The organism is Pseudomonas sp. GW456-12-1-14-TSB6 (assembly GCF_059424205.1).
In genome coordinates, this window is record NZ_JBWKZE010000021.1 from 91,013 (window position 1) to 117,167 (window position 26,155).

Consider the following 26,155-nt stretch of genomic DNA (forward strand, 5'->3'; position numbering starts at 1 on the left):
TATGCGCGAACATCTGATCGAAATACGCGACCTGCGGGTGGCGTTCAAAGGGCAGGAAGTGGTGCACGGCATCGACCTCGACATTTGTCCGGGGGAATGCCTGGCCCTGGTCGGCGAGTCCGGCTCCGGCAAGTCGGTAACGGCCCACAGCATTCTGCAACTGCTGGACCCGAACATCACGCAGATCGACGGCAGCATCCGCTATGGCGGCGAAGAGCTGCTGGGTGTGCACGAGCGCTATCTGCGGCAACTGCGCGGCAACCGCATCGCAATGATTTTTCAGGAGCCAATGAGTTCGCTCAACCCGTTGCACAGCATCGAGCGCCAACTCGGCGAAAGCCTGGCGCTGCACAAAGGCTTGGCGGGCACGGCGGCGCGCAAACGGATTCTGGAGCTGTTGGAACTGGTGGGCATTCAACGTCCGCGCGAGCGGCTCAAGGCGTATCCGCATCAGCTCTCCGGCGGGCAGCGGCAACGGGTGATGATCGCCATGGCGCTGGCGTGCGAACCGCAGTTGCTGATCGCCGATGAGCCGACCACGGCCCTCGACGTCACGGTCCAGCGCAGGATTCTGTTGCTGCTCAAGGAACTGCAACAGCGCCTGGGCATGGCGCTGCTGATCATCAGCCATGACTTGAATCTGGTGCGTACCATCGCCCAGCGGGTGGCGGTGATGCGTGCGGGCGAGATCGTTGAGCAGGCAAGCTGCGAGCAATTGTTCCGCGCGCCGCAGCATCCCTACAGCATCGAATTGCTCAACGCCGAACCCGGCGGCGCGGCGCTTTGCCGTGATGCAGCAGAGGATTTGCTCGAGGTTCGTGATCTGAATGTGCGCTTTCCGCTGGGTGGCGGATGGCTTCGGCCGAAATCGTATCTGCATGCGGTCAACGGCATCGATTTGAACCTGCAGCGGGGCAAGACGCTGGGGATTGTTGGTGAGTCGGGCTCGGGTAAATCCACGCTGGGTCAGGCGATCCTGCGTCTGATCGACGCCGACGGCAGCATCCGCTTCAAGGGCGAGGCGCTCGAACAGCTGAGCGGCAAGCAATTGCGTCCGCTGCGCAAACGCCTGCAAGTGGTGTTTCAGGACCCGTTCGGGAGCCTGAGTCCGCGCTTGTGTGTGGAGCAGATCATTGCCGAAGGTCTGCAGGTGCACAGCGACTTGAATGCGCAGGCGCGCGAGCAGGCTGTGATCGATGTACTGAAGGAAGTCGGGCTCGATCCGGCGACGCGTCATCGCTATCCCCACGAGTTTTCCGGCGGGCAACGGCAACGTATCGCCATCGCTCGGGCGCTGGTGCTCAAGCCGGATCTGATCCTGCTCGATGAGCCGACGTCGGCGCTGGATCGCACGGTGCAGAAACAGATCGTCGCGCTGTTGCGCAGGTTGCAGGAGGAACACGGTCTGACTTATCTGTTCATCAGTCATGACCTGGCGGTGGTGCGGGCGCTGGCCCACGATCTGATCGTGATGAAGGATGGCGAGGTGGTGGAGCGTGGCGAAACGGCCGGGTTGTTTCATTCGGCCCGACACCCGTATACGCGGGAACTGCTGGCTGCATCGTTTGTGACACCGGTCACGGCAGAGACGGGCAGGCAGGAGGCCAGCCTTTCACCCACAGGGCAGATCCGGTAAATTTCGCGGCCTCCGCTCATACAAGGATGTAGATGATGGCAAAACCTGCCGCGCGCCTCAGCGATCTCAATGCCTGCCCGATCACTGGACACGGTACCAACCCCAGCACCAGCGGTTCACCCAATGTGAACATCAATGGCATGCCTGTGCTGCGAGTCGGTGATACCACCGCCTGCGGTGATTCCGTCACCGAGGGCATCGGCAACATCCTGATCAACGGCAAGCCAATCGCCTTCCTCGGCAGCGCCACAGCCCATGGCGGAATGATCATTACCGGCTCCGGCGACGTTTTTGTCGGCACGCAGGTCGGTTCCGCGCCTTTCAGCCCGATTGTCACCGTGCCAAAACACAGTGAACGCTTCCAGCTGGTGGACGAAACCACCGGCGAAGCAATTCCCGACATGCTCTATTGCATCGAAACCGGCGATGGACAGCGCCTGGTCGGCCATACCGACAACCATGGCAATGCTGAGAGGGTATTTACAGCCGATCCGACATCCATTGTTGTTCAGTGGGGCAAGGAAGCGGCCCTCCATCTGGATGCCCTGGGCATCGACTATTAAGGAGGGCGACGCGTGGCTGCACCAAAGAAGAAACAGGCCAAGACCACTGATCAGCATGCGACGACTCAGGTCACGGGCACGCTGGCACAGGATTATGTGACCGTGGTGGGGGCTTCCTACATGTCGACGATAGAAAACTGGCGCGGGCAGAAGGGCAATAAAATGCGCTTCATCAATCAAGGCATCCGACAACTGACGAAGTACCCCGAAGGCACGCCAAGTTTTTCGAAACAACGCGTCTTTCTGATTTTCAAGGATGACTATCCGCAAAACCTGCTGGCGGCCTTGAAACTGGTAGTCGAGCGCGATCATGGCGCGCAATACCGGGAACTGGATTCAATATCCGGCCTGGTGGATTTCATCTTTACCCGGCAACGTCGCGGCAGAGAAATCAAACAGCTCGATTTTTTCTCCCATGGCGTAGTGGGTGCAATCGAGCTGGGATACGAGCTGGATAAGCGTGAAAGTTACCGATTACGTGATGCCCAGGCGAAAATGTTCAAGCCGGAAGCGTTTGCATACGGTGCAAAGATTCACTCTTATGCCTGTCGCACCGGGCTGGGCATCAACGCCGAGCGTTGGGTGCTCGAGGGCGAAGACCCTCATTATGAACTCAGCCTCGCGCAAATCATGGCTAATGCAACCCGGACAACCGTCATGGCGTTTCCGCGTCGCAGCAATTACGACACGACTTATGGCACCAACGCGGAGCGGCAATCGGTGCCCGGCACGCGTCAGCGGATGGCCTCCGACAGGGAGGCGATGGAAAGCTACACCCGCAAGAATATCGAGTATCAACGAAAGCTTGCAGAACACCGTAAGACAGCGAAGAACCCGACGGCTGAGCTTCCAGATGAAAAGGCCCCGCAAAAACCCCTTTCAACGGTTACTGATGAGGAGCGCAAGTTGGTAGCACATGAGGACAGCCGCAGTTTTCACGAGAAAACCGTGGGTTACCCGCTGGATGCGTTGGGTGCACATCGTGATGTCCGTTCCGGGGATACCCCCACCGGGGTGCCGGCCCACCTTCTTGAATACAGACCCGCTTGAGCATGCTGCGTCTATCGAGAAAGAACAGCCTCCTGCTCATCTTGCTGGCGGTGTTCATCACTACGGTATTTTTTTATTACAGCAAGGAAGATCAAATGTCCGCCAGGGTAATGATGTATTACGGCGACTGGAGCCCTGAAGAAACGCGCTTTGACGCGACACGATGGTTCAGCTCGGGAATGTATCGACCGCGTTTTATGGGTACGCCTTCCGCACAGAGTCCTGTCACCATGCTGCGCAACAGTCCTGATCCGTTGAGGGGCATTTCGAATGACGAGTTTCTGACCAAAGTGCTGGTTGCGATGGAAGAGCGTTATCCGAAGGTGGATACAGAGGGGCTGGTTCTCGATACACCGGATCTTCGTCGCCAGATTCGATATGCCTACAGTGCGTTCTCCCAACCGGACAGACCGGTGGATTCCTATTGGTTGTTTGTGACTCTTGGGGGCGACACGTTTGTCATCACGATTGACTGGGATGTCACCGACAAAAAAATGCTGACTGGGTCGATGGCTGAGCATCTGGCTGAAGGAAGTGAAGCGGCCACTGCGTTTCGAGATATTCAGCGAGAGCTGGAAAGAGCGCCGGGTTCAACACGTTGATGGTTGGAGATCATCGGCCTCTGAAAGCACGAATCCCGCCAGAGGCGGGATTCGCGAATTGCGTCCGGACGTTTACGCCGGGAACAGCTCGGACAGTTTCATCGACAGCATCATGTCGCCTTCAACGCGCAGCTTGCCGCCCATGAAAGCCTGCATGCCGTCGGTTTCGCCGCTGACGATACCTTTGAGGGTTTCGCTGTCCAGCACCAGCGTGCAGTTGGCGTCCGGGTTTTCGCCTTCCTGGATGTCGCAGGTGCCGTCTTTGACGATCAGGGCGTATTGCTTGTCTTCGTCAGTGATGTTGAAACCGAAGACCAGATCCAGACCGGCAGCGGCGGCTGGGTTGAACTTGGCTTGCATTGCTTTTACGGCATCAGCTACGGAGGTCATGGTTCGATCCTTTTTGGTTGATTGCAGCAGGGTCACAGTAATCCGGACTCAGCGAAACGTGATGAGTTCCGGGGCCTTCAGCAGTTGCAGGTGTGCATGACTGTTGAAGGAAGCCAGAGCCACCTCGCGACCGCGGAACTTCAGCTGGTTGAGCGAGGTGTTGACGATTTGCCAGTTCAGTTCAAAGGCCTGCCGGGCAGGCATTTGAGTGATGAGGTGGAGCAGGGCGGTGATCGTGCCACCGGAAGTGAACACCGCGATTTTCTGGGTGTTGTCGGCTTGTTCGAGTATTCGGTGCAGACCGGCCTGGACCCGCTCGACGAAACCCAGCCAGCTTTCCAGGCCAGGTGTGTCGTAGGTGCCGGCGAGCCAGCGTTCGATGATCAAGGCGAAGATGCGCTGGAACTCGCCACGGTTTTGTGCGGCGTTGCGCAGGATTTCCAGTGCTTCGGGCTCTTGCGGCAGCATGGGCGGGAGCAGGGCGCGGATCACGGCGTCGGCATCGAATTCGTTGAAGGCCGAATCGATTTCCAGAGCCGGAACCGGCAAACCGACGGCGGCGAACTGTTCCAGCGCGCTGTTGGCCGTGTGTTGCTGGCGGCGCAGGTCGCCCGACAGGCAGCGGTCGAAGCTGATTCCGAGTTCGGCGAGGTGGCGGCCGAGAATTTCTGCCTGGCGTACACCGGTCGGCGACAGGACGTCATAGTCGTCTGCACCGAAGGAGGCCTGGCCATGTCGAATCAAGTAGATGCTGCCCACGTCCGCGTCGTCCCGGTACGTTGAAGGTTGAGGCGAGGTTATGGGGATGACGGTGAGCTGTCAATGAAAAAACATACGCTTGTTTGAAATGCCCGTTCCAGCCTTGTTGCCAGAGGTTTCACGGCTGGCCGACGGGCCGGTGCATGGGTATGCTGGAGCCAATTCCCGCGTGTGTTTCAAGATCGCGCATCGTTTGAAGGAGTCACTGTGGAGTTTTTGACTGAATACGCCAGTTTCCTGGCCAAGACCGTAACGCTGGTCATCGCCATTCTGGTGGTGCTGGCCAGTTTTGCTGCGTTGCGCAGCAAGGGCCGGCGCAAATCTGCGGGCCAGTTGCAGGTCAGCAAGCTCAACGATTTCTATAAAGGCCTGCGTGAGCGTCTGGAGCAGACCCTGCTCGACAAGGATCAGCTCAAGGCCTTGCGCAAGGGCCAGGCCAAGTCCGAGAAGAAACAGAAAAAGAAACCCGAAGCCAAACCTCGGGTGTTCGTGCTCGACTTCGACGGCGACATCAAGGCCTCGGCCACCGAAAGCCTGCGCCACGAAATCACCGCGCTGCTGACCCTGGCCACGCCGAAGGACGAAGTGGTCCTGCGTCTGGAAAGCGGCGGCGGCATGGTGCACAGCTACGGTCTGGCTTCGTCGCAACTGGCACGCGTTCGTGAAGCCGGCGTGCCGTTGACCGTGTGCATCGACAAGGTCGCAGCCAGCGGCGGCTACATGATGGCGTGCATCGGCGAGAAGATCATCAGCGCGCCGTTCGCCATCCTCGGCTCCATCGGTGTGGTGGCGCAGTTGCCCAACGTCAACCGCCTGCTGAAAAAGCATGACATCGATTTCGAAGTACTGACCGCCGGCGAGTACAAACGCACCCTGACCGTGTTCGGTGAAAACACCGAGAAGGGCCGGGAGAAATTCCAGGAAGACCTGGACATCACCCATCAGCTGTTCAAGAACTTCGTTGCCCGTTATCGCCCACAGCTGGCGATCGACGAGGTCGCCACCGGTGAAGTCTGGCTCGGCATCGCGGCACTGGACAAGCAACTGGTCGACGAACTCAAGACCAGCGACGAATACCTGGCCGAGCGCGCCAAACAGTCCGAGGTCTATCACCTGCACTACGCTGAACGCAAAAGCCTGCAGGAGCGGATCGGCATGGCGGCCAGCGGCTCGGTGGATCGCGTGTTGCTGAGCTGGTGGAGTCGTCTGACCCAGCAGCGTTTCTGGTAATGCTCCGTGGGGGCGTCGGCGGCAAATGCCAACTGCCCCCTCTGCATTTTTATTGAAACGATGTGCGTTACATATATAGTTTAAAGTTTAAAGTTACTGCTGTTTCATAGTTCGTATCCATCAACTATTTATGCTTTTTTTTAATTGGCCCCGGCTCTAGGCTAATTATTCAAAATTGTTTGATGGATGTTTTACATGGAAGTTAGGCGAGACGAAAAAATAACTTTAGAAATGACACCGGCTGAACAGGGTGTGCATTTTGATCTGTTGAAAAAACATACCCCTGCCTGGATGCTTGAGTCATCAGCCGAAGTTCGGAATGACTTATATGCAAGCCTGAAGTCCAGCTATGTGTCGAGGAACGCTGCGGTCAGCGCGTTGCGAGCATTCAAGTCGCCGGAGCAATTCTGCAAACCTTTACTGGCCAAGGCCATGTCCGACAGGTTGGCCGAACCTTTTCAGGTGGAGGGGGTGGTATTTCAACATGTGCGCTCCACTTCCAGCCTGCTTGGGCTGCGACGCAAACTTGTGCTGCCGATTGAACGGGATCTATTGACCGCTGCATGTGAAAACTTTGAAGTCAGCGAGACACTGCCCCAGAATTATCATGAACAATCACATCTCTATATTCCGGAAAAGATAACGGGGCATGTCAGTCGGACACTTTCAATTGAGCCTCATGAGTTTGCCAAGCTTTGTCGAGATCTGGATCTGGGAAAGCAATATCAAGCCCATGTGGCTGATTTGTTCGGTGACAAGAATAAAACTGGCAGCCTGCTTGATAAAGGTCTGGTCTATGCCAAAGATCGATTCGCGGTCGAACGGCATCTTGCCTACCTGCAAAAACATATCAGTGCCGATGTATACCGTATGCTTCATACCGTGGGGAACGAAGAGTCATCGAACCAACCGGATCAGAATGTCCTTGCGTACAAGACTCTGAAAATACTGGGCGTACAACTGCATGGTCCGATATCCATAGCGCCCGTCAGCGAAAACGACGACCGATGTGTGATTTACCTGCCGGGTGATTCGCTGCACCCTTTGAAAGAGTATCTGTCGTTTAACCGATTTGAGGTAGATCTAAGTCGTCGCCTGAGAACAACCGAATTTCTCGGTTTTTTCATGGGGTTCATCAAGCTCAAGGATCGCCCCGAGTTTCTCGCTGCTCTGGATAAGCGCTTGTTGTCGGTGACACCTCCGATCCTGCCCAAGGACTCTATCTATCTCCCGCTCGAAGAGCTTGATCTGGGTAAAGAGCACAAGAATGATCTGTTTCGGGCAATGTTCCAGATGCAGGCCGAACGCATCCGCGCAGATGCACGATTGCTGGTGATCCCGACGGATGACGAGGACGAAAAGACCCGGTTGGCCAGGCTCGATACCTACAAAACCATTGCGTTCAATACGGCACTGTTCTTCGCCTCATTTGTGCCTGTTGTTGGTGAAGTCATGTTTGCCGTGGCCGGTATCCAGTTGCTTGACAATATTTACGAAGGTATTTCCAGCTGGGCAGCGGGGGACCAGGAGCGGGCCACGGATTATCTCTTTGATACCATCGAGAACCTGATTGTAATGTCTGCTGCGACCGCAGGCGCAAAGGTAGCGATCGGTACCTACAAGGTGGTCAGGGCCTCCCCCTTCATCCAGCGACTGCGTTCAGTGCCTATCTCGTCGGGTGTGCTGCGGTTGTGGAATGTCGATCTGGCGGCCTACAGGCGGCACCGGGCGATGCCTCGCGGGATCGAAATGGACGAACAGGGGCTCGTCCGAGAGCACAGCAACCTTTATTTGCGCATTGACTCCGACAACTATGTCGTACGGCCGAGGCCTGAGTCCGATGTTTGGGAGGTGGCCCATCATGACGTGGCGGACCGTTACTCCCCCGTACTGGAAACCAACCGCGCCGGCGCCTGGCGACACGACTCCGAACTTCCCCAGGACTGGAACCGCCTGAGACTGTTCCGTCGTCTGGGGTATCGCCAGGAACACCTTACCGATGCGCAGGCTTTGCAAGTCCTGGCGACCATCGATATCGGCGAACAGCCGTTGCGGCAACTGTTCATTGATCGAAGCAAGCCGATGGCCGTGCTCGTCGACAGCGTCAGGCGATTTCGCGCCGATGCGGCTGTCGAGCAATTCATGAAACAGTTGAATAACCCTTTATCCGCTTCTGCTGCCAACCCGGACTTGCAACTTTTCCTCCTTACGTCCGCCCCTGGGTGGCCAAAAAACCTCGCGGTGAGTGTGGTCAGTGTCGTCGGAAAGGAAATCGAACGCTATGGTCCGGCAAAGGCGCTACAGCGGTTGAAGATCGGCGAAGAACGGCTTCACAAGGGTGATTACTATCCGGTGTTGCTGGCCGGTCTCGACAGCCCTCAACGATTGCGCTTGCTAGGCTCGGCGCCCGCTGACCAGGCCGGACAGATCGAACAGCTGAGGGTCGTGATCGCCGGCAAGGCGAACAAATCACGCCTGGGACTGTTCCGTCGGGTCGATCTCCAGACCGACGTTCTTCGCGAATCCCTGGCCGAGCCGGTACGTGAGGCATTTGCCGGTCTGCCAGCGAGCGTTGCCGATGAACTGGTGGCCAACGCTGATTCGGGAGAACTGGAAGAACTCGAGTCCGGTAGCGTGCCTTTGCGTCTGGCCGAAGAAGCGCGGCGCTATGAGCAAGTCGTTCGGTTGAATCGCGCCTACGAAGGACTTTATCTGGACGCCGCCTGTGGGCTGTCCAGCGATCTGCTGGTGCTGGATAGCCTGGCCAGTCTGCCGGGGTGGCCTGCCGACGTGTTCATCGAAATTGTGGAGTGGGCGGTGCATTCGGACGAGCGCGCGAGTATCGGCAGTACGACTGCGCGCCACAAGGTTTTTATCGAAGCCTACACGGATCGATTTCAAGCACTCGATGCGGACGAAAAAGTGCTTACAACTCACGACGGCCGCACTCGCGAGAGTTTCTTTCATGCGCTGTGGGACGGTCTGCCGGAGCACGCACGAAAATCCCTGAAGGTTGACGTCGACAAAGGAGAGGAGGTCTTGCGTCGAAAAATCACTGCGATGGCTCATCAACGACGCGAGGTTTTCGCCCGCCTGCTGGAAAAGGAAGCGTTGCGTGAAGGTTATCGCTCGCCCATGGTCCTGGCTGATCGCCTGGTGGAACGATCGACCTGGCTGGCCGAGCCACCTGCAGACCCGGCATCCAGGCGATCATCTGTACTGATACAACGTGCCCGGGAGTTGTTCCCCTCGCATTCGGCTGCGCAAATCGATCATTTCGTGAAGACACTGGACAGCGACGATGTACTGGCAGTCCGGACGCTCGAGGGGTTGAGGCAACAATACGAGTCGATGCGTAATACGCTGGAGCAATGGGTTCATCGCGACACCCGATATCAGGTGGGCGACGGCCCGAGGCGCAAAGTTCCTCCGCGCAGCAAGGCAAGGGCCGCCCAGGCGATTCTGCAGGCCTGGCGCAGGGAATCCGCTACCGTGACGCAAGCCTCCCGGACGTTCTACAGACTGGTGTTTGATCCGCAACCGCTTGGCGACCTGCCTGTCATCGTCGCCGACTTCCGACATGTCAATGCACTGGAAATGGACAATGTGGGCGCCAGTGCCGGTTTGAATGCTTTTTTGCATAACTTCCCCAATCTGAACGACTTGAGCCTGACTGGAAACGGGCTGACTCGGGTTCCCCTGGCGCTTGAGAGCATGTCACGGCTGACCCATCTGAATCTGAGCAACAATCAGATTCATCTGACCGCTGAAGCACAGGCTTCGCTAGCCGCAATGACACATCTGCAATCGTTGAACCTGAGTTTCAATCCTGATCTCGGCCGCTTGCCGGCCGTGACCTCCTGGAGTCGCTTGCGTCACCTGTCATTGCGTGCCAGTGGCATCAGTCAGTGGCCATTGGGCGTATACGGTCTGGCTGAACTGCAAACCCTGGATCTGCGTGACAACATGATCGCGACACTGCCCGACTCAGTGTTCACGGCTCGTCTGGAGCTGAACCGAGGTACTAATGTCGACGGCAATCCGCTTTCGCCTGCCACCCTGAGAGCAATCGCAACCTACCAGCGGGATCGTGGCATCAGCCTGGGCGTGATTACTGCCGACTACATCCAGCGAGTGCCGGAGGCGCTGCGTACGGATGCACTGGGTGCTCACTGGGTCTCGGGCGTGGCAGGCGATCTGGTCGTCCAGATGCAGCGGACCTGGGCGGCATTGATCACCAACCCGCGGTCCAGGGATTTCTTTCTGGTGCTCGAGCAAATGCGTTACACCGCCGACTACACCCGCCAACATACACAGTTGGCCCAGCGAGTCTGGAACGTGTTGCAGGCCGCTTCAGAAAGCGATGAACTGCGTAACGCGCTGTTTCGAATGGCCTGGGTCGGTCGAGTCAGTGCTGCAGATGCCTCGGCTCTGTTCAGTGATATCGAAGTCAGGGTGTTGTGTTACCGGGCAATGGAGGCTGCGCGCTCCGGTGCGCAGTCTCTTGAAGGGGAGCTGATCCGGTTGCTGCGGGGCCTGTTCCGTTTGCAGGAAGTGGAAAAGCAGGCGTTGATCGAGATAAGCAGCCGTACGCAGGATGGCACGCTCAGTCGTCAGCAGGCGCTGGAGCTGAACCTCGGCTACCGGGTCGGGCTTGCCCAGCGACTGGATCTGCCTGCCCAGCCACGGGACATCAATGTCCGACTCGATGTCGAGATCACCGAAGAGCAACTGGACCGGGCCTACACCGAGGTCGTCAAGGCAGAAAACTCACCCGCACTGCTGGCGTCGATCAAGACACAGCCTTTCTGGTCGCAGTACTTGCATACGATATATCGGGAACAGTTTCTGACGGTGCTGAATGACAGTGCTGACGCGTTCGCGCGACTGGAGGTGCAGGCAGAGCTGCCACGGCCGGTTGCGACTCAAAGAATGATGGCGATCTTCGAAAACTATCGAAACCAAATGGCGAGACTGACCCGACAGTTGACCGAACAGGCCCTGGCCCGGCATCCAGGACTGAGCAGTGTGCAAGCACAGGGTTCTGCGCGCCTGTGAGCTGAAACAGTGGGGGGAAACGGTGCGATCCTGAGCCCGGTAGCCGGGCTCAGGCGCATGTTCAGCGGCGACGGAACAGCGGCAGCGGTTCGTCAGTGGCGGCCTGATAGGTCACCGAGAAGTCCTTGAGGCTTTCAAGGGCATCGTACGGGTCTTTGTCCGCGCGCAGGGCGAAGGCATCGAAACCGCAACGGCGCATGTAGAACAGCTGGTCGCGCAGTACGTCGCCAATCGCCCGCAGTTCACCTTTGAAACCGTAGCGGTCACGCAGCAGGCGGGCGTTGGAGTAATTGCGGCCATCGGTGAACGCCGGGAAGTTCAGGGCAATCACCTGGAACTCATTGACGTCGTCACCGATTTCTTCGGCTTCTTCATCGGCGTCCAGCCACACACCCAGACCGCCATCGCGGGCCTTGAGCATGCGGGCGTGTTCACGCCACAGCTGCAGCGGGACGATCAGGTCGTCGCAGTTGCTGATTTCGTCGATGTTGAAATCCTTGGGCAGCAGGTGCCAGGTTTCGTCGACGACCTCGTTGTTCTTAATGATTCGCTGCATAGACGCGTTCCTTGAAGAGGTCGATGCCAATACGCTGGTAGGTGTCGATGAAACGCTCGTCTTCGGTGCGCTGTTCCACGTACACGTCGATCAGTTTGGAGATCACGTCCGGCATGTCTTCCTGGGCGAAGGAAGGGCCGAGGATCTTGCCCAGGCTGGCGTCACGGCTGGCGCTGCCGCCGAGCGAGACCTGGTAGAACTCTTCACCTTTCTTGTCCACACCGAGGATGCCGATGTGGCCGACGTGGTGGTGACCGCAGGCGTTCATGCAGCCGGAGATGTTCAGGTCCAGTTCACCGATGTCGAACAGGTAGTCCAGGTCGTCGAAGCGGCGCTGGATCGATTCGGCGATCGGGATCGACTTGGCGTTGGCCAGGGAGCAGAAATCACCGCCAGGGCAGCAGATGATATCGGTCAGCAGGCCGATGTTCGGCGTGGCGAAACCTTGCTCGCGCAGCTCGCCCCACAGGGTGAACAGCTGGCTCTGCTCGACGTCGGCCAGAATGATGTTCTGCTCGTGGGAGGTGCGCAGTTGACCGAAGCTGTAGCGGTCGGCCAGGTCGGCGACGGCGTCGAGCTGCTTGTCGGTGATGTCACCCGGTGCAACGCCGGTCGGCTTCAGGGACAGGGTCACGGCCACATAGCCCGGCTTCTTGTGCGCCAGGGTGTTGCGGGTGCGCCAGCGGGCGAAACCCGGATGCTCTTTGTCGAGGGCGGCCAGTTCGGCGTCCTGACTGCTCAGTGCCTTGTAGTCCGGGTCGACGAAGTGTTTGGCGACGCGATGGACTTCGGCTTCGGTCAGGGTGGTCTGGCCGCCGCGCAGGTGTTCCATCTCGGCATCGACTTTTTGGGCGAAGACTTCCGGCGTCAGCGCCTTGACGAGGATCTTGATCCGCGCCTTGTATTTGTTGTCGCGACGCCCGTAGCGGTTGTACACCCGCAGGATCGCGTCGAGGTAGCTCAACAGGTCCTGCCATGGCAGGAACTCGTTGATGAACGCACCGACCACCGGGGTACGACCCAGACCACCGCCGACCAGCACGCGGAAACCGAGTTCGCCAGCAGCGTTGTGTACCGGCTCAAGGCCGATGTCGTGGACTTCGATGGCCGCGCGGTCGGAAGTCGAACCGTTGACGGCGATCTTGAACTTGCGTGGCAGGTAGGCGAATTCCGGGTGGAACGTGGTCCACTGACGAACGATTTCGCACCACGGACGCGGGTCGATCAACTCGTCGGCTGCGACACCGGCGAACTGGTCAGTAGTGACGTTGCGCAGGCAGTTGCCGCTGGTCTGGATGGCGTGCATCTGCACAGTGGCCAGTTCGGCGAGGATGTCCGGGATGTCTTCGACCGCCGGCCAGTTGAACTGCACGTTCTGCCGCGTACTGATGTGGGCGTAGCCCTTGTCATAGTCGCGGGCGATCTTGGCCATCATGCGCACCTGACGCGAGGTCAGTTGGCCGTAAGGCACCGCCACTCGCAACATCGGCGCGAAACGCTGGATATACAGGCCATTCTGCAGGCGCAGGGGGCGGAATTCTTCTTCGCTCAGCTCACCTGCCAGATAGCGCCGGGTCTGATCACGGAACTGCTTGACGCGGTCCTCGATGATCCGCTGATCGTACTCGTCGTATACGTACATATAAGTCCTGTTCTCAGGCTTTGGCCACTCGGAAAACGCTGCGTTTTCGCTTGCTGGAGTCCGATGGTTCCTCTGCAATTCTGCGCGCACGGCCGCGCACTCCCTGACGGAGCCGGGGCAATATACCCGTTTGCAGTTATGCGCAAAAGTGATGTTTGAGTATATGTAAAGAACCAAATCGCCTAACAAGAATCACTGTCAACTAAACCACATTTGTCGTGCGGACAATCATCGTCTTTACTGTGGACGAGTCTTTCTGCAATCACCGATAAAACCGACAAGAGGCGATGCAATGAGCAACCCAACCAAAGCAAGGAAAAGCGATAGCAGCGTCGATGCCTGGGCGATTCTGTTCCTGATCATTCTGGTCGTTGGAACGGCGGTATTCTGGGTCAGCCATCAGTAAAACGACTCGTCCGGGCCCCGCTTGCGACGATTGTCGGACAAAAGGCGGGATCAAGCGCCAAAGGCCAGGTGATCAATGGCTATAATGCGCGGCCATTTTTCCTTGGGCCCGGATGATTCATGTTCAAGCTTCTTCACCTCAGCCTGCTGCTGTTCGGCGCGGTTTTCGGTACCTGCGCGCGTGCGGAGTCGGTGCTGTTCCTGAATCCGGGCTCGACGCAGGAAGCATTCTGGGTCAGCTATTCGCAATTCATGCAGGCTGCCGCCCGGGATCTGGGCATCGACCTGCGCATCCTCTACGCCCAGCGTCAGCCGGAATTGACCCTGGCGCAGGCGCGACTGGCCCTGCAGGGGCCAGATCGCCCGGATTATCTGGTGTTCGTCAACGAACAGTACGTGGCACCGCAGATTCTGCGCTTGGCCAATGGCAGTGGTGTGAAGCTTTTTATTGTCAACTCGGGACTGACGTCCAACCAGCAGGCACTGGTGACAGAGGGCGCGGATCGCATCGGCAGCCTGGTGCCCAATGACGAGGAGGGCGGCTACCTGATGATGAAAGAGCTGATCCGCCTGCATCCGCCTGTGGCGCCCGGTGAAAGCATCGATCTGCTGGCGTTTTCCGGCCTCAAGATCACGCCATCGGCGCAATTGCGCGAAAAGGGCATGCAGCGAGCCCTGGCGGAGAGTCCGCAAGTGCGTTTGCGACAACTGGTCTACGGCGGCTGGACGCAGCAGCGTGCCTACGAGCAGGCCAGGCAATTATTGGTTCGCTATCCCAAGGTGTCATTGGTGTGGGCGGCCAACGATGAAATGGCCTTCGGTGCGATGCGCGCCGTTTCCGAAGCCGGAAAGGTGCCGGGCAAGGACGTGCTGTTCAGCGCGGTCAATACCTCGCCCAAGGCTTTGCAGGCGGTGGTCGACGGGCGCCTGAGCGCGTTGCTCGGCGGCCATTTCACCCTGGGTGGCTGGGCACTGGTCGAGCTGCATGATCACGCGCAAGGCGTCGATCTGAATCAGTATGGCGGCCAGGATCGGCAGATTCCGTTACTGCAACTGATCGACAGGGATCATGCCCGTCGAATCCTTGCCATGGGCGCCTCGCCGGACTACGGCGTGCACTTTCGCAAGCTCTCGGCGAAAGGGCGCCCGGTTTCGTATCGCTACCCGTTCAATCTGCAGACCCTGATGCACTAGGGCCGTCAGACGCCCGCCAGGTGCACCACCAGTTGCACAATGCCGAACAGCGTCAGCGCGAACACCGCCGTGAATGCGATACCCAAAAAGATGAAATGGCTGGGCTTGCCGTGGGTGAAGTCCCTTGCCCGGTTCTTGCCGCTCTGCACCCCGAACGCCGCCGCCATGACGCTATGCAGCATCTGCCAGAACGTCGGTGGCTTGTTGTCGACTGGATCGTCCATAAATCCCTCGTCTGCCGTGTGTGTCAGACAAGCATAGCCAACGCCTTTGAAGCCACAGAAATAACTGTGGGAGCCAATTGGCTCCCACAGGGTGTCGCGTGAAGCCGGATTAGTTGTCGTAACCCAGATTCGGCGCCAGCCAGCGCTCGGTCAGGCTTAGTTCCTGGCCTTTGCGCGAGGTGTAGCTCTGCACCTGATCCTTGTCGACCTTGCCCACGGCGAAGTACTGCGCCTGCGGATGGGCGAAGTACCAGCCGCTGACCGCTGCCGCCGGGAACATCGCGTAGTGCTCGGTCAGGAACACGCCGCTGCGACCGGCGCGCATTTCCTGGGCCTCAGGGTCGAGCAGGGCGAACAGGGTGGCCTTCTCGGTGTGATCGGGGCACGCCGGGTAGCCCGGGGCAGGGCGGATGCCGGAGTACTGCTCTTTGATCAGCGCCTCGTTGTCGAGGACTTCATCCTTGGCGTAACCCCAGTGCTCTTTACGCACCTGCTGGTGCAGCCACTCGGCGCAGGCCTCGGCCAGACGGTCGGCGAGGGCCTTGACCATGATCGAGTTGTAATCGTCGCCAGCGTCCTGATAAGCCTTGGCCACTTCTTCGGCACCGATCCCGGCGGTGGTGATGAAACCACCGACATAGTCGGTCACTTCGCTGTCCTTCGGCGCGACGAAGTCGGCCAAGGAGAAGTTCGGTTTGCCGTCGGTCTTGATGATCTGCTGGCGCAGGTGATGCAGGCGGGCCATTGGCTTGCCGTCATCGCCGTACAGCTCGATATCGTCGTCGTGCACCTGATTGGCCGGCCAGAAGCCGAACACTGCACGGGCGCTGATCAGCTTCTCGTCAATCAGCTTGGTCAGCATCTCGCGGGCGTCCTTGTACAGCGAGGTCGCGGCTTCACCGACCACTTCGTCTTCGAGGATGCGCGGGAACTTGCCGGCCAGGTCCCAGGAGATGAAGAACGGCGTCCAGTCGATGTACTCGGCCAGGACGTTGAGGTCGATATTGTCCAGCACGCGGGTGCCGGTGAAGGTCGGTTTGACCGGGGTGTAGGTGGCCCAGTCGAATTGTGGCTTCTTGGCGATCGCGGCGGCGTAGCTCAGACGTTCGGTACGGGCGCTGCGGTTGGCGGTGCGCTCGCGGACGTCGATGTACTCTTCGCGGGTCTTCTGGACGAAGCCGGCCTTCAGTTCCTTGGACAGCAACTGCGTCGCCACGCCCACGGCGCGGGAGGCGTCGGTCACGTAGACCACCGCGTCGTTGCTGTACTTGGGCTCGATCTTCACCGCCGTGTGTGCCTTGGAGGTGGTCGCGCCGCCGATCATCAACGGCAGGTGGAAGTCCTGGCGCTGCATCTCGCGGGCCACATGGACCATTTCATCCAGCGACGGGGTGATCAGGCCGGACAGTCCGATGATGTCGCACTTCTGCTCCCTGGCCACCTGCAGGATCTTCTCGGCTGGCACCATCACGCCGAGGTCGACGATGTCATAGCCGTTGCAACCCAGTACCACGCCGACGATGTTCTTGCCGATGTCGTGCACGTCGCCCTTCACCGTGGCCATCAGGATCTTGCCCTTGGCTTCCGGCTTGTCGCCCTTTTCCAGTTCGATGAACGGAATCAGGTGCGCCACCGCCTGTTTCATCACACGGGCGGATTTCACCACCTGCGGCAGGAACATTTTGCCGGCGCCGAACAGGTCGCCGACGATGTTCATGCCGGACATCAACGGGCCTTCGATCACTTCGATCGGGCGCGCGAAGGACTGACGGGACTCTTCGGTGTCTTCGACGATGTGGGTGGTGATGCCCTTGACCAGCGCATGCTCCAGACGCTTGTTGACGTCCCAGCTGCGCCATTCTTCGGTCTCGGCTTCCTTGACGCTGCCGTCGCCCTTGTACTTGTCGGCGATGGCGAGGAGGGCGTCGGTGCCTTCCGGCGTGCGGTTGAGGATCACGTCTTCAACGGCGTCGCGCAGTTCCTGCGGGATCTGGTCGTAGATCTCCAGCTGACCGGCGTTGACGATGCCCATGGTCAGGCCGGCGCGGATCGCGTACAGCAGGAACACCGAGTGGATCGCCTCGCGCACCGGGTTGTTGCCACGGAACGAGAACGACACGTTGGACACGCCGCCGGAGCTCAGGGCATACGGCAGTTCGTCACGGATGTAGGCACAGGCGTTGATGAAGTCCACAGCGTAGTTGTTGTGTTCCTCGATGCCGGTGGCCACGGCGAAGATGTTCGGGTCGAAAATGATGTCTTCCGGCGGGAAGCCGACTTCGTTGACCAGAATGTCGTAGGAGCGTTTGCAGATTTCTTTCTTGCGCGCTTCGGTGTCGGCCTGGCCGGCTTCGTCGAACGCCATCACCACCACGGCTGCGCCGTAGCGCTTGCACAGTTTGGCGTGATGGATGAACTGCTCGACGCCTTCTTTCATGCTGATCGAGTTGACGATGCCCTTGCCCTGGATGCATTTGAGGCCGGCTTCGATCACGTCCCATTTCGAGGAGTCAATCATGATCGGCACGCGGGAGATGTCCGGCTCACCGGCAATCAGATTGAGGAAGGTCACCATGGCCTTCTTCGAATCGAGCATCCCTTCGTCCATGTTGATGTCGATCACCTGGGCGCCGGCCTCGACCTGCTGCAGGGCGACTTCCAGGGCTTCGGTGTAGTTGTCTTCACGGATCAGGCGGGCGAATTTTGCGGAACCGGTGATGTTGGTCCGCTCGCCGACGTTGACGAACAGCGAGCTGCGATCGATGGTGAACGGCTCCAGGCCTGAGAGGCGGCAAGCCTTGGGAATGTCCGGAATCTGCCGTGGCGCGTAGCCGGCGACGGCTTTGGCGATGGCTTCGATGTGGCCGGGGGTGGTGCCGCAGCAACCGCCGACAATGTTGAGGAAACCGCTCTGGGCGAATTCTTCGATGACCTTGGCGGTGTCCACCGGCAGTTCGTCGTACTCGCCGAACTCGTTCGGCAGGCCAGCGTTCGGGTGCGCCGAAACGTGGGTGCTGGCCTTGTCCGACAGTTCTTCCAGGTACGGACGCAGTTCGCGGGCACCTAGGGCGCAGTTCAGACCGACCGAAATCGGTTTGGCGTGGGCCACGGAGTTCCAGAACGCTTCGGTGGTCTGGCCCGACAGGGTGCGGCCGGAGGCGTCGGTGATGGTGCCGGAAATCATGATCGGCAACTCGAAGCCCAGTTCTTCGAACACGCCTTGCACGGCGAAGATCGCGGCTTTGGCGTTGAGGGTGTCGAAGATGGTTTCGATCAGGATCAGGTCCGCGCCGCCCTCGATCAGGCCTTTGGTGGCCTCGGTGTAGTTTTCCACCAGCTCATCGAAGGTGACGTTGCGATAGCCCGGGTTGTTGACGTCCGGCGACAGCGAGCAGGTGCGGCTGGTCGGGCCCAGAACGCCGGCGACGAAACGCGGCTTGTCCGGGGTCTCGAGGGTTTTCGCGTCGGCGACCTTGCGCGCCAGACGGGCGCCTTCTACGTTGAGTTCGTAGACCAGTTCTTCCATGCCGTAGTCGGCCATGGAAATCTGCGTGGCGTTGAAGGTGTTGGTCTCGAGGATGTCGGCACCGGCATCCAGATAGGCTTTCTCGATTCCGCCGATCACGTCCGGGCGGGTCAGCACCAACAGGTCGTTGTTGCCCTTGACGTCGCTCGGCCAGTCGGCGAAACGTTTGCCGCGATAATCCTGCTCTTCGAGCTTGTAGCTCTGGATCATCGTGCCCATGCCGCCGTCGAGAATCAGGATGCGCTCTTTGAGAGCTTGCTTGAGAGCTTGAAGGCGGACGCTGCGATCGGACATTGGGGCTACTCGAAAAAGACCATGACGAAGGGCCGGGATCATAACAAACCTGTGCGGTTTTAGAGCATGTGGCGCTTTTGCATGAATATCGCTCATGTTGGTACGGACGTCATAACGGTAGAATCGCGGCGTTTTTCTCCAGGATCAGGATCAGGGACATGTCGTACCGCGTCATCAGCATTTTTTTGCTGTTCTTAAGCTGGGGCGCCGCTGCGCAGCAACCCTCGATTTCTCCCGCTATTTCTTACAGCCGCGATATTCAGCCGATCTTCACCGAGAAGTGCGTGGCCTGCCATGCGTGTTATGACTCTGCCTGTCAGCTCAACCTGGGCAGCGGTGAAGGCGCAGCGCGGGGCGCGAGCAAGATGCCGGTCTACGATGGCGAACGCACCCAGGCGGCGCCGACCACGCGGCTGTTCTATGACGCCTTCGGCAAGCGGGCCTGGCAGCAGAAAGACTTCTACTCGGTGCTCGACGCCCAGGGCAGCCAGGCCGCACTGATGGCGCGCATGTTGGAGCTGGGACACAAAACCCCGCTGACCCCCAACGCCAAACTGCCGCAAGACATTGTGCTGGGTCTCAACCGCGAAAACCTGTGCGCGATGCCCGCCGAGTTCGAAGGCTATGCCGGCGCCCATCCGAGAGAGGGAATGCCGCTGGCGGTGACCGGGCTGACCGATCAGCAATATCAGACACTGCAACGCTGGCTCGCTTCCGGCGCACCGATCGATGAGCAAGGCCTGGCGCCAAGCGCCAAGGAGGCGATGCAGATCGTCCAGTGGGAAAATCTGCTCAACCAGCCTGGCGCGCGGGAAAGTCTGGTCGGGCGCTGGCTGTTCGAGCACTGGTTCCTGGCGCACATCTATTTCAAGGACGGCGAGCCGGGGCATTACTTCCAGTGGGTGCGCTCGCGCACGCCGACCGGGCAACCAATCGATCTGATCGCCACCCGTCGCCCGAACGACGATCCGGGTACTCAGGTGTATTACCGCCTGTGGCCGGTGCAGGGCGTGATCGTGCACAAGACCCACATCACTTATCCGCTGAGCGCGGCGAAGATGGCGCGGGTCAAAAGCCTGTTCTACAACGGTAACTGGCAGGTCAATGCCTTGCCGGGCTACGGGCCGCAGAGCCGGGCCAACCCGTTCGCGACCTTTGAGGCGATTCCGGCGCAGGCGCGCTATCAGTTCATGCTCGATAACGCAGAATACTTCGTGCGCACCTTCATTCGCGGCCCGGTGTGCCGTGGGCAGATCGCGACTGACGTGATCCGCGACAACTTCTGGGCGTTGTTCCAGGCCCCGGAACACGACCTCTACATCACCGACCCGAATTATCGCGGCCAGGCCACGCCATTGCTGGCCATGCCGGGGCAGAACGACGATGTCGGCAGTGTCCTGAGCCTGTGGCACAACTACCGCAACAAGCGAAACCAATACGAAGCCCTGCGCCGTGACAGCTATGCGGATCTGCCGGCGCCGAGCTGGTCGACCCTGTGGGCCGGCAACGACAACGCCTTGCTCAGCATCTTCCGCCACTTCGACAGCGCTTCGGTGACCAAAGGCCTGATCGGCGAGGTGCCGCAGACGATGTGGCTGTTCGACTATCCGCTGCTGGAGCGCACCTATTATCAGTTGGCAGTGAATTTCGATGTGTTCGGCAACGTCTCCCATCAGGCGCAAACGCGCTTGTATTTCGACCTGATCCGCAACGGCGCCGAACAGAACTTCCTGCGCTTGATGCCAGCCGATTCCCGCGAAGGCTACCTCGACGATTGGTACCAGAGCAGCGGCCAGTTCAAAATGTGGCTCGATTACGAAGCCATCGACGACGACAAGCCGACCGCGCTGAAACTCGACGAGAAAGACCCGAAACGCGATTTCGCTATGCAATTGCTGGCGCGTTACGGCGATCTCAACGCGCGTCCGGATCCGATCAACCGCTGTGAAGACGCCTATTGCTCGCGCCCGAACATCGACCCGGCGCTGCAAAACGCCGAACAGGCGCTGAGTCGCCTGACTTCGCGCCCGGCGGCGGGCCTGAAGGTGATCGATCAATTGCCGGAAGCCACCATGCTCCGGGTTGAAACCCGCAGCGGCAAGCGCGAGGTCTACAGCCTGCTGCGCAACCGCGCCCACAGCAACGTGGCGTTCCTGCTCGGCGAATCGCTGCGTTATCAGCCGGGGCTGGACACGCTGACGATCTACCCGGGCGTGCTCAGCAGCTACCCGAATTTCATGTTCAACGTCCCGGCGGATCAGGTGCCGGCGTTTGTCGATGCGATGGAAAGTGCCAAAGACGCGGCGCAGTTCGAGAAAGTCGTCGAACGCTGGGGCATCCGCCGCAGCCATCCGCAGTTCTGGTTCTATTTCCATGACCTGAGCCAGTACATCCACGAAACCGACCCGGTGGAGGAGGGCGTGCTGGACATGAACCGGTACGAGAATCTTTGATCGTTTGAGCGATGGCGGTTGTCCCAATCCTGTGAAGTACGGGATCGGGAGCGCCATCGATGTTGATTTCAGTGCAGGCCCTGCGAGCGCTCGCCGCGTGGGCGGTGGTCTGCCATCACTTCATGCAGATTTTCTTCGACTTCGAGGCGCGCGGGCCGATAGGGCAGCTGTTCATCGACAAGGGCGCCGTGGGCGTCGATATCTTTTTCGTGATCAGCGGGCTGGTGATTTTCCTGTCCACTGAAGGCAAGGCGCTGCCGCCCGCGCGGTTTCTGCTGTATCGGCTGTTTCGGATTGTCCCGGCGTATTGGCTCTACACGGTGCTGATGGCTTTGTTGGTGGTGTTCGCCCGGCCATTGCTGCCGGATCAGGCGGTGGACTGGAGTCATCTGATCCTGTCGTTACTATTTATCCCGACCGAAAACCCCGGCGGCTACGGGATCTACCCGACCCTGAATGTCGGCTGGACCGTGAATTACGAGATGCTGTTTTACGTGTTGTTCGCCTGGGCGCTGTTGTTTCGGTTGCAGGTGCGCTTGCTGGTGGTCGCGGCGCTGCTGTTCGCGGTGTGCCAGGCCTGGACCGGATTTGGCTGGGTCAGCGAGTTCTATCGCTCGGACATCGTTTATGAGTTCCTGCTGGGGATCGGCATCGGCATGCTCTACCGTCGCGGCTGGATCGGCCCGGCGCTTTGGCTGCCCTTATTGGGGATCGGCGCGGCGTTGCTGGCGATCTATCACCTGCCGCCGGAACCCCGATTGCTGAACTGGGGCGTGCCCAGTGCGGTGCTGGTCATGGCCAGTATGGCGCTGGAGCGGCATGTCGAGCGCAACAGGCTGCTCAAGCTGCTGGGCGACTGTTCGTACTCGGTGTATCTGATGCACGTGCTGGTGCTGTCGGCCGGCGGTTATCTGGCCCGACGCTACGGGATCAACCCGTATTTGATGTTTGTTGTCTGTGCGCTGGCCATCGGTATCGGTTCCTGGCTGAGCTACGAATGGGTGGAAAAGCGCAGTTATCAGTGGCTTAAAGCACGGATTGACGTCGAACCTGGCGCTTAGCCGATTTGCGAACTATTCCTACGTAAATACTAGGACTTTGTGCCGCGCGCCGATTGGCGTAAACTCCGCCCCAAGCCTGCGAGGAGTTTCCATGACCGCTATTACCATTACCGACGCCGCCCATGATTACCTGGCCGATCTGCTCTCCAAGCAGAACACCCCGGGCATCGGCATCCGCGTTTTCATCACCCAGCCTGGCACCCAGTACGCCGAAACCTGCATTGCCTACTGCAAGCCGGGCGAAGAGAAACCTGAAGATACGGCGCTTGGGCTGAAAAGCTTCACCGCTTACATCGACTCGTTCAGCGAAGCGTTCCTCGATGATGCCGTCGTCGACTACGCCACCGACCGCATGGGCGGCCAGCTGACCATCAAGGCGCCAAACGCCAAAGTCCCGATGGTCAACGCCGACAGCCCGATCAACGAGCGCATCAACTACTACCTGCAAACCGAAATCAACCCGGGGCTGGCCAGCCACGGCGGGCAGGTCAGCCTGATCGATGTGGTTGAAGACGGCATTGCCGTGTTGCAGTTCGGCGGCGGTTGCCAGGGCTGCGGCCAGGCGGACGTGACCCTGAAGGAAGGCATCGAGCGCACCTTGCTCGAGCGCATTCCGGAGCTCAAGGGCGTTCGCGACGTGACCGACCACACGCAGAAAGAAAACGCCTACTACTAAGGTGTTCGCTGCGACATGAAAAACGGCGCCCCGTGAGCGCCGTTTTTTATGCCTGTTGATCGTTCCCACGCTCTGCGTGGGAATGCAGCCGTGGACGCTCCGCGTCCCATTCACGGTCGATAAAGGTGCGCATGCCCCGCGCGATACAGCGACGACTCGCTAAAGTGATCGCTACCCAACACCCGCCCAACCAGAATCAACGCGGTGCGCCGAAACCCCTTGGCCGTCACCTTCTCGGCAATATCCTCCAGCGTTCCGACTACCCAATCCTGATCCGGCCAAGTCGCCCGATGAATCACCGCGATCGGGCAATCTGCGCCGTAATGCGGCAGCAACTCGGCCAGAATCTTCTCCAGATGATTGACCCCCAGATGAATCGCCATGGTCGCCCCGTGCTGCGCCAGACTACCGAGTTCTTCGCCAACCGGCATCGCCGTCTTGTCCGCGTAGCGGGTCAGAATCACGCTTTGCGAGATGTCCGGCAGGGTCAGTTCAGCGCCCAACAGCGCGGCGCACGCGGCGGTGGCGGTCACGCCGGGAATGATTTCGAACGGAATATCCAGCTCGCGCAAATAACGAATCTGCTCGCCAATCGCGCCATACAGGCTCGGATCGCCCGAATGTACCCGCGCCACATCCTGGCCCTTGGCGTGGGCGGTCTTGATCAGGTCGATGATCTGCTCCAGGTGCAGTTCGGCGCTGTTGACCACGGTTTCCGCGCAATGACCTTCCAGCACCGCCGTCGGCACCAGCGAACCTGCATAGATGATCACCGGGCAACTGCGGATCAGCCGCTGGCCTTTGACAGTGATCAATTCCGGGTCGCCGGGGCCGGCGCCGATGAAGTAAACGGTCATCGTTGGATCCTGTAGAAAAGAGGCAGGGCAGTGCTTCACAAGCCCTTCAGATGAAGAATGCTCATGATCGAAAGCGTGAATTATCGGGAATTTACGCCGCGCCGGCCAATGCCAGAGTTGCCTGGGCGTATTTTTGCCGGGGTATCAGCAGTTTTGCCGGGCCGCTTATCAACTGTTCGGCGAGCGCCAGCGCGGCACTTTCCGCCACGCCGTAGCAACCGGTGCGTTCGAAGGCAATCTGTGAATGATGGCTCAGTCGTTGCTGATAACTGGCCAGTTCTTCGCTGCTGAAATACAGCAACGGCAGCGCCAGTTGGGCGGCGAGTTCCTGCAGGCCAGGTTCGTCGCGCTTGAGGTCGATGCTGGCCAGCGCCTTGACCTTCTCCAGATCAATTCGATGTGCCTGTAATGCCTGATCAAGCAAGGCGCGCAGCGTGCTGGCCGGGCAGCCGCGCTGGCAGCCCAGGCCGACCACGAAGGTCGGCGCTGCGCTGTCATCGGTCATGCCTGGTACTGACCTTCGCTTTTGCGGCGGAACAACCACGCGCTGATCAGGCCCAGGGCCAGCCAGAACGCGACGTTGGTCAGCTGCGAAGCGATTTTGAACTGAGCTTCGAGTGCTTCCGGGGCGAGCATCGAATGCACTTCCGGTTGCGGCGCGCCGATCACGTGCGGCACGGCAAGGATCGCCACGCCGAGGATCTTCATCAGCCAGTGACGGCTGAACGCGATCAAGGCCAGGCCGACAGCGGTGGAGGCGGCGGTGCCGATCCACCACATCTGACGCGAGGCCAGATCCGCGGCGGCAGTGCCCGGCAGCTCAGGTGGCAGGCCCAGGGTCGGTGCAAGTACGAAAGTCGCATAACCGGCCAGGCCCCAGAGCAGGCCTTGCGAGGTTTTGGTCGGCGCACGCAGGGTGTACAGGCCCGCGAGCATCAGTGCGAAACCCACGGCAACCACCAGATTGCCACCGGTGGTGGACACCACGCGCTGCCAGCCGTCTTCCGGCTCCCAGGCTTCGGCATCGTGGGTGTGGGCGGCGGTGCCGGCAGCGTGTTCGTGAACTTCGGCCACCGGTTCGGCTTTCTCGAAGGTTTCGGCCTGCAGAATCAGCGGTGATACCCAGAAGCTTTGCAGCAACGTCAGGAGCAGGGCGGCCAGAAGGCCGGTGAAACCTGCGGTCTGCGCAATACGCTTGATCATGTCGTCAGGTCTCAGTGGCACGGAAACGCAGCGCTGTGGCGGGTATCGTGAGCAGCGTTGTGCACCGCTTCGATGTGCGAGAAACCGGCGAAATACACCAGGCACGCACCGAGGATCGACGCGCAGGCGGCGGCGGTCAGGCGTTGGCTCAGGGTGGTGGTGCTGGAGATCTTGTCCGAATTGCTGCCGGTGCTGCTGATGATCGACATGGCGCTTCCCTCTGGAGTGTCAGCGGGTGAATGGAGCGCATGAAAACCCCTGCGGCCGGGCACGCAGAGGTTCGAACAGCGCCCGCCCACCGCGGGTTTGTTATGTTCAGCGACGCAAGATGCGCACTGTGTGTTGCGGGCCGGTCTCCGGGCTCACGAGGGGTGGCTGTCTGCCGACCTGCAAGCGTCACCTTCCCATGCCTGTGGGCACAGTGGATCTGACGCTTCGCTCGCTTACCGTTGCGGGGGCAGCACCGGACTGACATGGCTTTAGAGTAAAGCACATGATTCACCGGTTTCCCGTTTCACCCTGTGAGGGGCACCCGTAACAAGTTGTGTAGGAGACCATGGGCGGGGGTTTTTAGTCAATTGAATGGGTGGGTTTGGATAGGTGGGGGCATATCCGTTGCTTCGGGTGCTGCCGCTGGCGGTTTCGCTCTTACAGCGAGTCACTTTTGGCAAACGCCCCAAAAGTAACCAAAAAGTCTTGGCCCCGGCGTACGGCACTTCGCTTAGGCTCAGTGTTCCCTCGCTACGGTGTCCATCAGGGGGCATCGCCTACGGTTT

The 26,155-nt window shown here is 59.5% G+C and carries 20 protein-coding genes and 1 riboswitch; of the genes, 10 read left to right on the forward strand and 10 right to left on the reverse strand.

Annotated features, from left to right (window positions below):
• The first annotated feature begins 1 nt into the window (after position 1).
• From AC07Y2_RS19660 to AC07Y2_RS19675, 4 genes are read left to right on the forward strand one after another with little or no spacing between them, the layout of a single operon-like run.
• The gene (locus AC07Y2_RS19660; RefSeq protein WP_103386650.1) at positions 2-1,636 is read left to right on the forward strand and encodes an ABC transporter ATP-binding protein; all 1,635 of its coding nucleotides are present in this window, start codon (positions 2-4) and stop codon (positions 1,634-1,636) included.
• Between the two features lie 35 nt (positions 1,637-1,671).
• Entirely contained in the window at positions 1,672-2,199 is a 528-nt protein-coding gene (locus AC07Y2_RS19665; RefSeq protein ID WP_039768840.1) for a PAAR domain-containing protein, read from the forward strand.
• A gap of 12 nt (positions 2,200-2,211) precedes the next feature.
• Complete coding sequence (locus AC07Y2_RS19670) at positions 2,212-3,249, forward strand: hypothetical protein (protein ID WP_039768839.1); 1,038 nt, start codon at positions 2,212-2,214, stop codon at positions 3,247-3,249.
• Positions 3,250-3,251: 2 nt separating this feature from the next.
• Positions 3,252-3,851, forward strand: coding sequence for a hypothetical protein (locus AC07Y2_RS19675; RefSeq protein ID WP_103386649.1), 600 nt, complete (start codon positions 3,252-3,254; stop codon positions 3,849-3,851).
• A gap of 72 nt (positions 3,852-3,923) precedes the next feature.
• Here AC07Y2_RS19675 and AC07Y2_RS19680 read toward each other — a convergent pair whose 3' ends face one another.
• On the reverse strand, positions 3,924-4,241 hold the full coding sequence (locus tag AC07Y2_RS19680; protein ID WP_007959502.1) for an SCP2 sterol-binding domain-containing protein: 318 nt from the start codon (positions 4,239-4,241) through the stop codon (positions 3,924-3,926).
• Positions 4,242-4,289: 48 nt separating this feature from the next.
• Complete coding sequence (locus tag AC07Y2_RS19685) at positions 4,290-5,000, reverse strand: histidine phosphatase family protein (RefSeq protein ID WP_103386648.1); 711 nt, start codon at positions 4,998-5,000, stop codon at positions 4,290-4,292.
• Between the two features lie 207 nt (positions 5,001-5,207).
• On the opposite strand from AC07Y2_RS19685, the gene sohB reads away from it, so the two are divergent.
• Positions 5,208-6,230, forward strand: coding sequence for a protease SohB (sohB, locus tag AC07Y2_RS19690; RefSeq protein WP_039768836.1), 1,023 nt, complete (start codon positions 5,208-5,210; stop codon positions 6,228-6,230).
• A gap of 195 nt (positions 6,231-6,425) precedes the next feature.
• Complete coding sequence (locus AC07Y2_RS19695; RefSeq protein WP_158248863.1) at positions 6,426-11,288, forward strand: NEL-type E3 ubiquitin ligase domain-containing protein; 4,863 nt, start codon at positions 6,426-6,428, stop codon at positions 11,286-11,288.
• 61 nt (positions 11,289-11,349) lie between these two features.
• Here the strand turns inward: AC07Y2_RS19695 and AC07Y2_RS19700 are convergent, their stop codons facing one another.
• Complete coding sequence (locus AC07Y2_RS19700; RefSeq protein WP_007959510.1) at positions 11,350-11,844, reverse strand: DUF934 domain-containing protein; 495 nt, start codon at positions 11,842-11,844, stop codon at positions 11,350-11,352.
• Positions 11,828-13,486 (reverse strand): nitrite/sulfite reductase, encoded by a 1,659-nt coding sequence (locus AC07Y2_RS19705; RefSeq protein WP_085668220.1) that lies wholly within the window; start codon positions 13,484-13,486, stop codon positions 11,828-11,830. The genes AC07Y2_RS19700 and AC07Y2_RS19705 overlap by 17 nt, the downstream gene beginning before the upstream one ends.
• 525 nt (positions 13,487-14,011) lie before the next feature.
• On the opposite strand from AC07Y2_RS19705, the gene AC07Y2_RS19710 reads away from it, so the two are divergent.
• Entirely contained in the window at positions 14,012-15,085 is a 1,074-nt protein-coding gene (locus AC07Y2_RS19710; protein WP_103386646.1) for an ABC transporter substrate-binding protein, read from the forward strand.
• Between the two features lie 5 nt (positions 15,086-15,090).
• Here the strand turns inward: AC07Y2_RS19710 and AC07Y2_RS19715 are convergent, their stop codons facing one another.
• Complete coding sequence (locus tag AC07Y2_RS19715) at positions 15,091-15,309, reverse strand: DUF2970 domain-containing protein (RefSeq protein ID WP_007959515.1); 219 nt, start codon at positions 15,307-15,309, stop codon at positions 15,091-15,093.
• A 109-nt stretch (positions 15,310-15,418) separates the two neighbouring features.
• A complete protein-coding gene (gene metH / locus AC07Y2_RS19720; RefSeq protein WP_103386645.1) occupies positions 15,419-19,129 on the reverse strand; it encodes a methionine synthase in 3,711 nt (1,236 codons plus the stop codon).
• A 158-nt stretch (positions 19,130-19,287) separates the two neighbouring features.
• Here metH and AC07Y2_RS19725 point away from each other — a divergent pair, with 158 nt between their 5' ends.
• From AC07Y2_RS19725 to nfuA, 3 genes are all read left to right on the forward strand, one after another.
• Entirely contained in the window at positions 19,288-21,582 is a 2,295-nt protein-coding gene (locus tag AC07Y2_RS19725; protein ID WP_103386644.1) for a fatty acid cis/trans isomerase, read from the forward strand.
• 59 nt (positions 21,583-21,641) lie between these two features.
• On the forward strand, positions 21,642-22,643 hold the full coding sequence (locus tag AC07Y2_RS19730) for an acyltransferase family protein (RefSeq protein ID WP_103386643.1): 1,002 nt from the start codon (positions 21,642-21,644) through the stop codon (positions 22,641-22,643).
• Between the two features lie 91 nt (positions 22,644-22,734).
• Positions 22,735-23,319 (forward strand): Fe-S biogenesis protein NfuA, encoded by a 585-nt coding sequence (gene nfuA / locus AC07Y2_RS19735; protein ID WP_007959519.1) that lies wholly within the window; start codon positions 22,735-22,737, stop codon positions 23,317-23,319.
• Between the two features lie 110 nt (positions 23,320-23,429).
• Here nfuA and cobM read toward each other — a convergent pair whose 3' ends face one another.
• The 4 genes from cobM to AC07Y2_RS19755 all read right to left on the reverse strand — a co-directional run bounded on the left by cobM (position 23,430) and on the right by AC07Y2_RS19755 (position 25,588).
• Positions 23,430-24,176 carry a precorrin-4 C(11)-methyltransferase gene (cobM, locus tag AC07Y2_RS19740; RefSeq protein WP_103386642.1) on the reverse strand — a complete coding sequence of 249 codons (747 nt, stop codon included), beginning with the start codon at positions 24,174-24,176 and terminating at the stop codon, positions 23,430-23,432.
• 91 nt (positions 24,177-24,267) lie between these two features.
• Positions 24,268-24,681, reverse strand: coding sequence for a cobalamin biosynthesis protein (locus AC07Y2_RS19745; protein ID WP_039768823.1), 414 nt, complete (start codon positions 24,679-24,681; stop codon positions 24,268-24,270).
• Positions 24,678-25,379 carry a CbtA family protein gene (locus tag AC07Y2_RS19750; protein ID WP_039768821.1) on the reverse strand — a complete coding sequence of 234 codons (702 nt, stop codon included), beginning with the start codon at positions 25,377-25,379 and terminating at the stop codon, positions 24,678-24,680. The genes AC07Y2_RS19745 and AC07Y2_RS19750 overlap by 4 nt, the downstream gene beginning before the upstream one ends.
• Before the next feature lie 11 nt (positions 25,380-25,390).
• Positions 25,391-25,588: a CbtB domain-containing protein gene (locus AC07Y2_RS19755; protein ID WP_039768819.1), complete on the reverse strand. Its 198-nt coding sequence runs from the start codon at positions 25,586-25,588 to the stop codon at positions 25,391-25,393.
• Positions 25,589-25,709: 121 nt separating this feature from the next.
• A riboswitch (cobalamin riboswitch) is annotated at positions 25,710-25,930 on the reverse strand.
• Positions 25,931-26,155: the final 225 nt, after the last annotated feature.

Coding starts and splice junctions, on each gene's coding strand:
- AC07Y2_RS19660 (WP_103386650.1), top strand. CDS start 2: ATGCGCGAACATCTGATCGAAATACGCGACCTGCGGGTGGCGTTCAAA.
- AC07Y2_RS19665 (WP_039768840.1), top strand. CDS start 1,672: ATGGCAAAACCTGCCGCGCGCCTCAGCGATCTCAATGCCTGCCCGATC.
- AC07Y2_RS19675 (WP_103386649.1), top strand. CDS start 3,252: ATGCTGCGTCTATCGAGAAAGAACAGCCTCCTGCTCATCTTGCTGGCG.
- AC07Y2_RS19680 (WP_007959502.1), bottom strand. CDS start 4,241: ATGACCTCCGTAGCTGATGCCGTAAAAGCAATGCAAGCCAAGTTCAAC.
- AC07Y2_RS19695 (WP_158248863.1), top strand. CDS start 6,426: ATGGAAGTTAGGCGAGACGAAAAAATAACTTTAGAAATGACACCGGCT.
- AC07Y2_RS19700 (WP_007959510.1), bottom strand. CDS start 11,844: ATGCAGCGAATCATTAAGAACAACGAGGTCGTCGACGAAACCTGGCAC.
- AC07Y2_RS19705 (WP_085668220.1), bottom strand. CDS start 13,486: ATGTACGTATACGACGAGTACGATCAGCGGATCATCGAGGACCGCGTC.
- AC07Y2_RS19710 (WP_103386646.1), top strand. CDS start 14,012: ATGTTCAAGCTTCTTCACCTCAGCCTGCTGCTGTTCGGCGCGGTTTTC.
- AC07Y2_RS19715 (WP_007959515.1), bottom strand. CDS start 15,309: ATGGACGATCCAGTCGACAACAAGCCACCGACGTTCTGGCAGATGCTG.
- metH (WP_103386645.1), bottom strand. CDS start 19,129: ATGTCCGATCGCAGCGTCCGCCTTCAAGCTCTCAAGCAAGCTCTCAAA.
- AC07Y2_RS19725 (WP_103386644.1), top strand. CDS start 19,288: ATGTCGTACCGCGTCATCAGCATTTTTTTGCTGTTCTTAAGCTGGGGC.
- AC07Y2_RS19730 (WP_103386643.1), top strand. CDS start 21,642: ATGTTGATTTCAGTGCAGGCCCTGCGAGCGCTCGCCGCGTGGGCGGTG.
- nfuA (WP_007959519.1), top strand. CDS start 22,735: ATGACCGCTATTACCATTACCGACGCCGCCCATGATTACCTGGCCGAT.
- cobM (WP_103386642.1), bottom strand. CDS start 24,176: ATGACCGTTTACTTCATCGGCGCCGGCCCCGGCGACCCGGAATTGATC.
- AC07Y2_RS19745 (WP_039768823.1), bottom strand. CDS start 24,681: ATGACCGATGACAGCGCAGCGCCGACCTTCGTGGTCGGCCTGGGCTGC.
- AC07Y2_RS19750 (WP_039768821.1), bottom strand. CDS start 25,379: ATGATCAAGCGTATTGCGCAGACCGCAGGTTTCACCGGCCTTCTGGCC.
- AC07Y2_RS19755 (WP_039768819.1), bottom strand. CDS start 25,588: ATGTCGATCATCAGCAGCACCGGCAGCAATTCGGACAAGATCTCCAGC.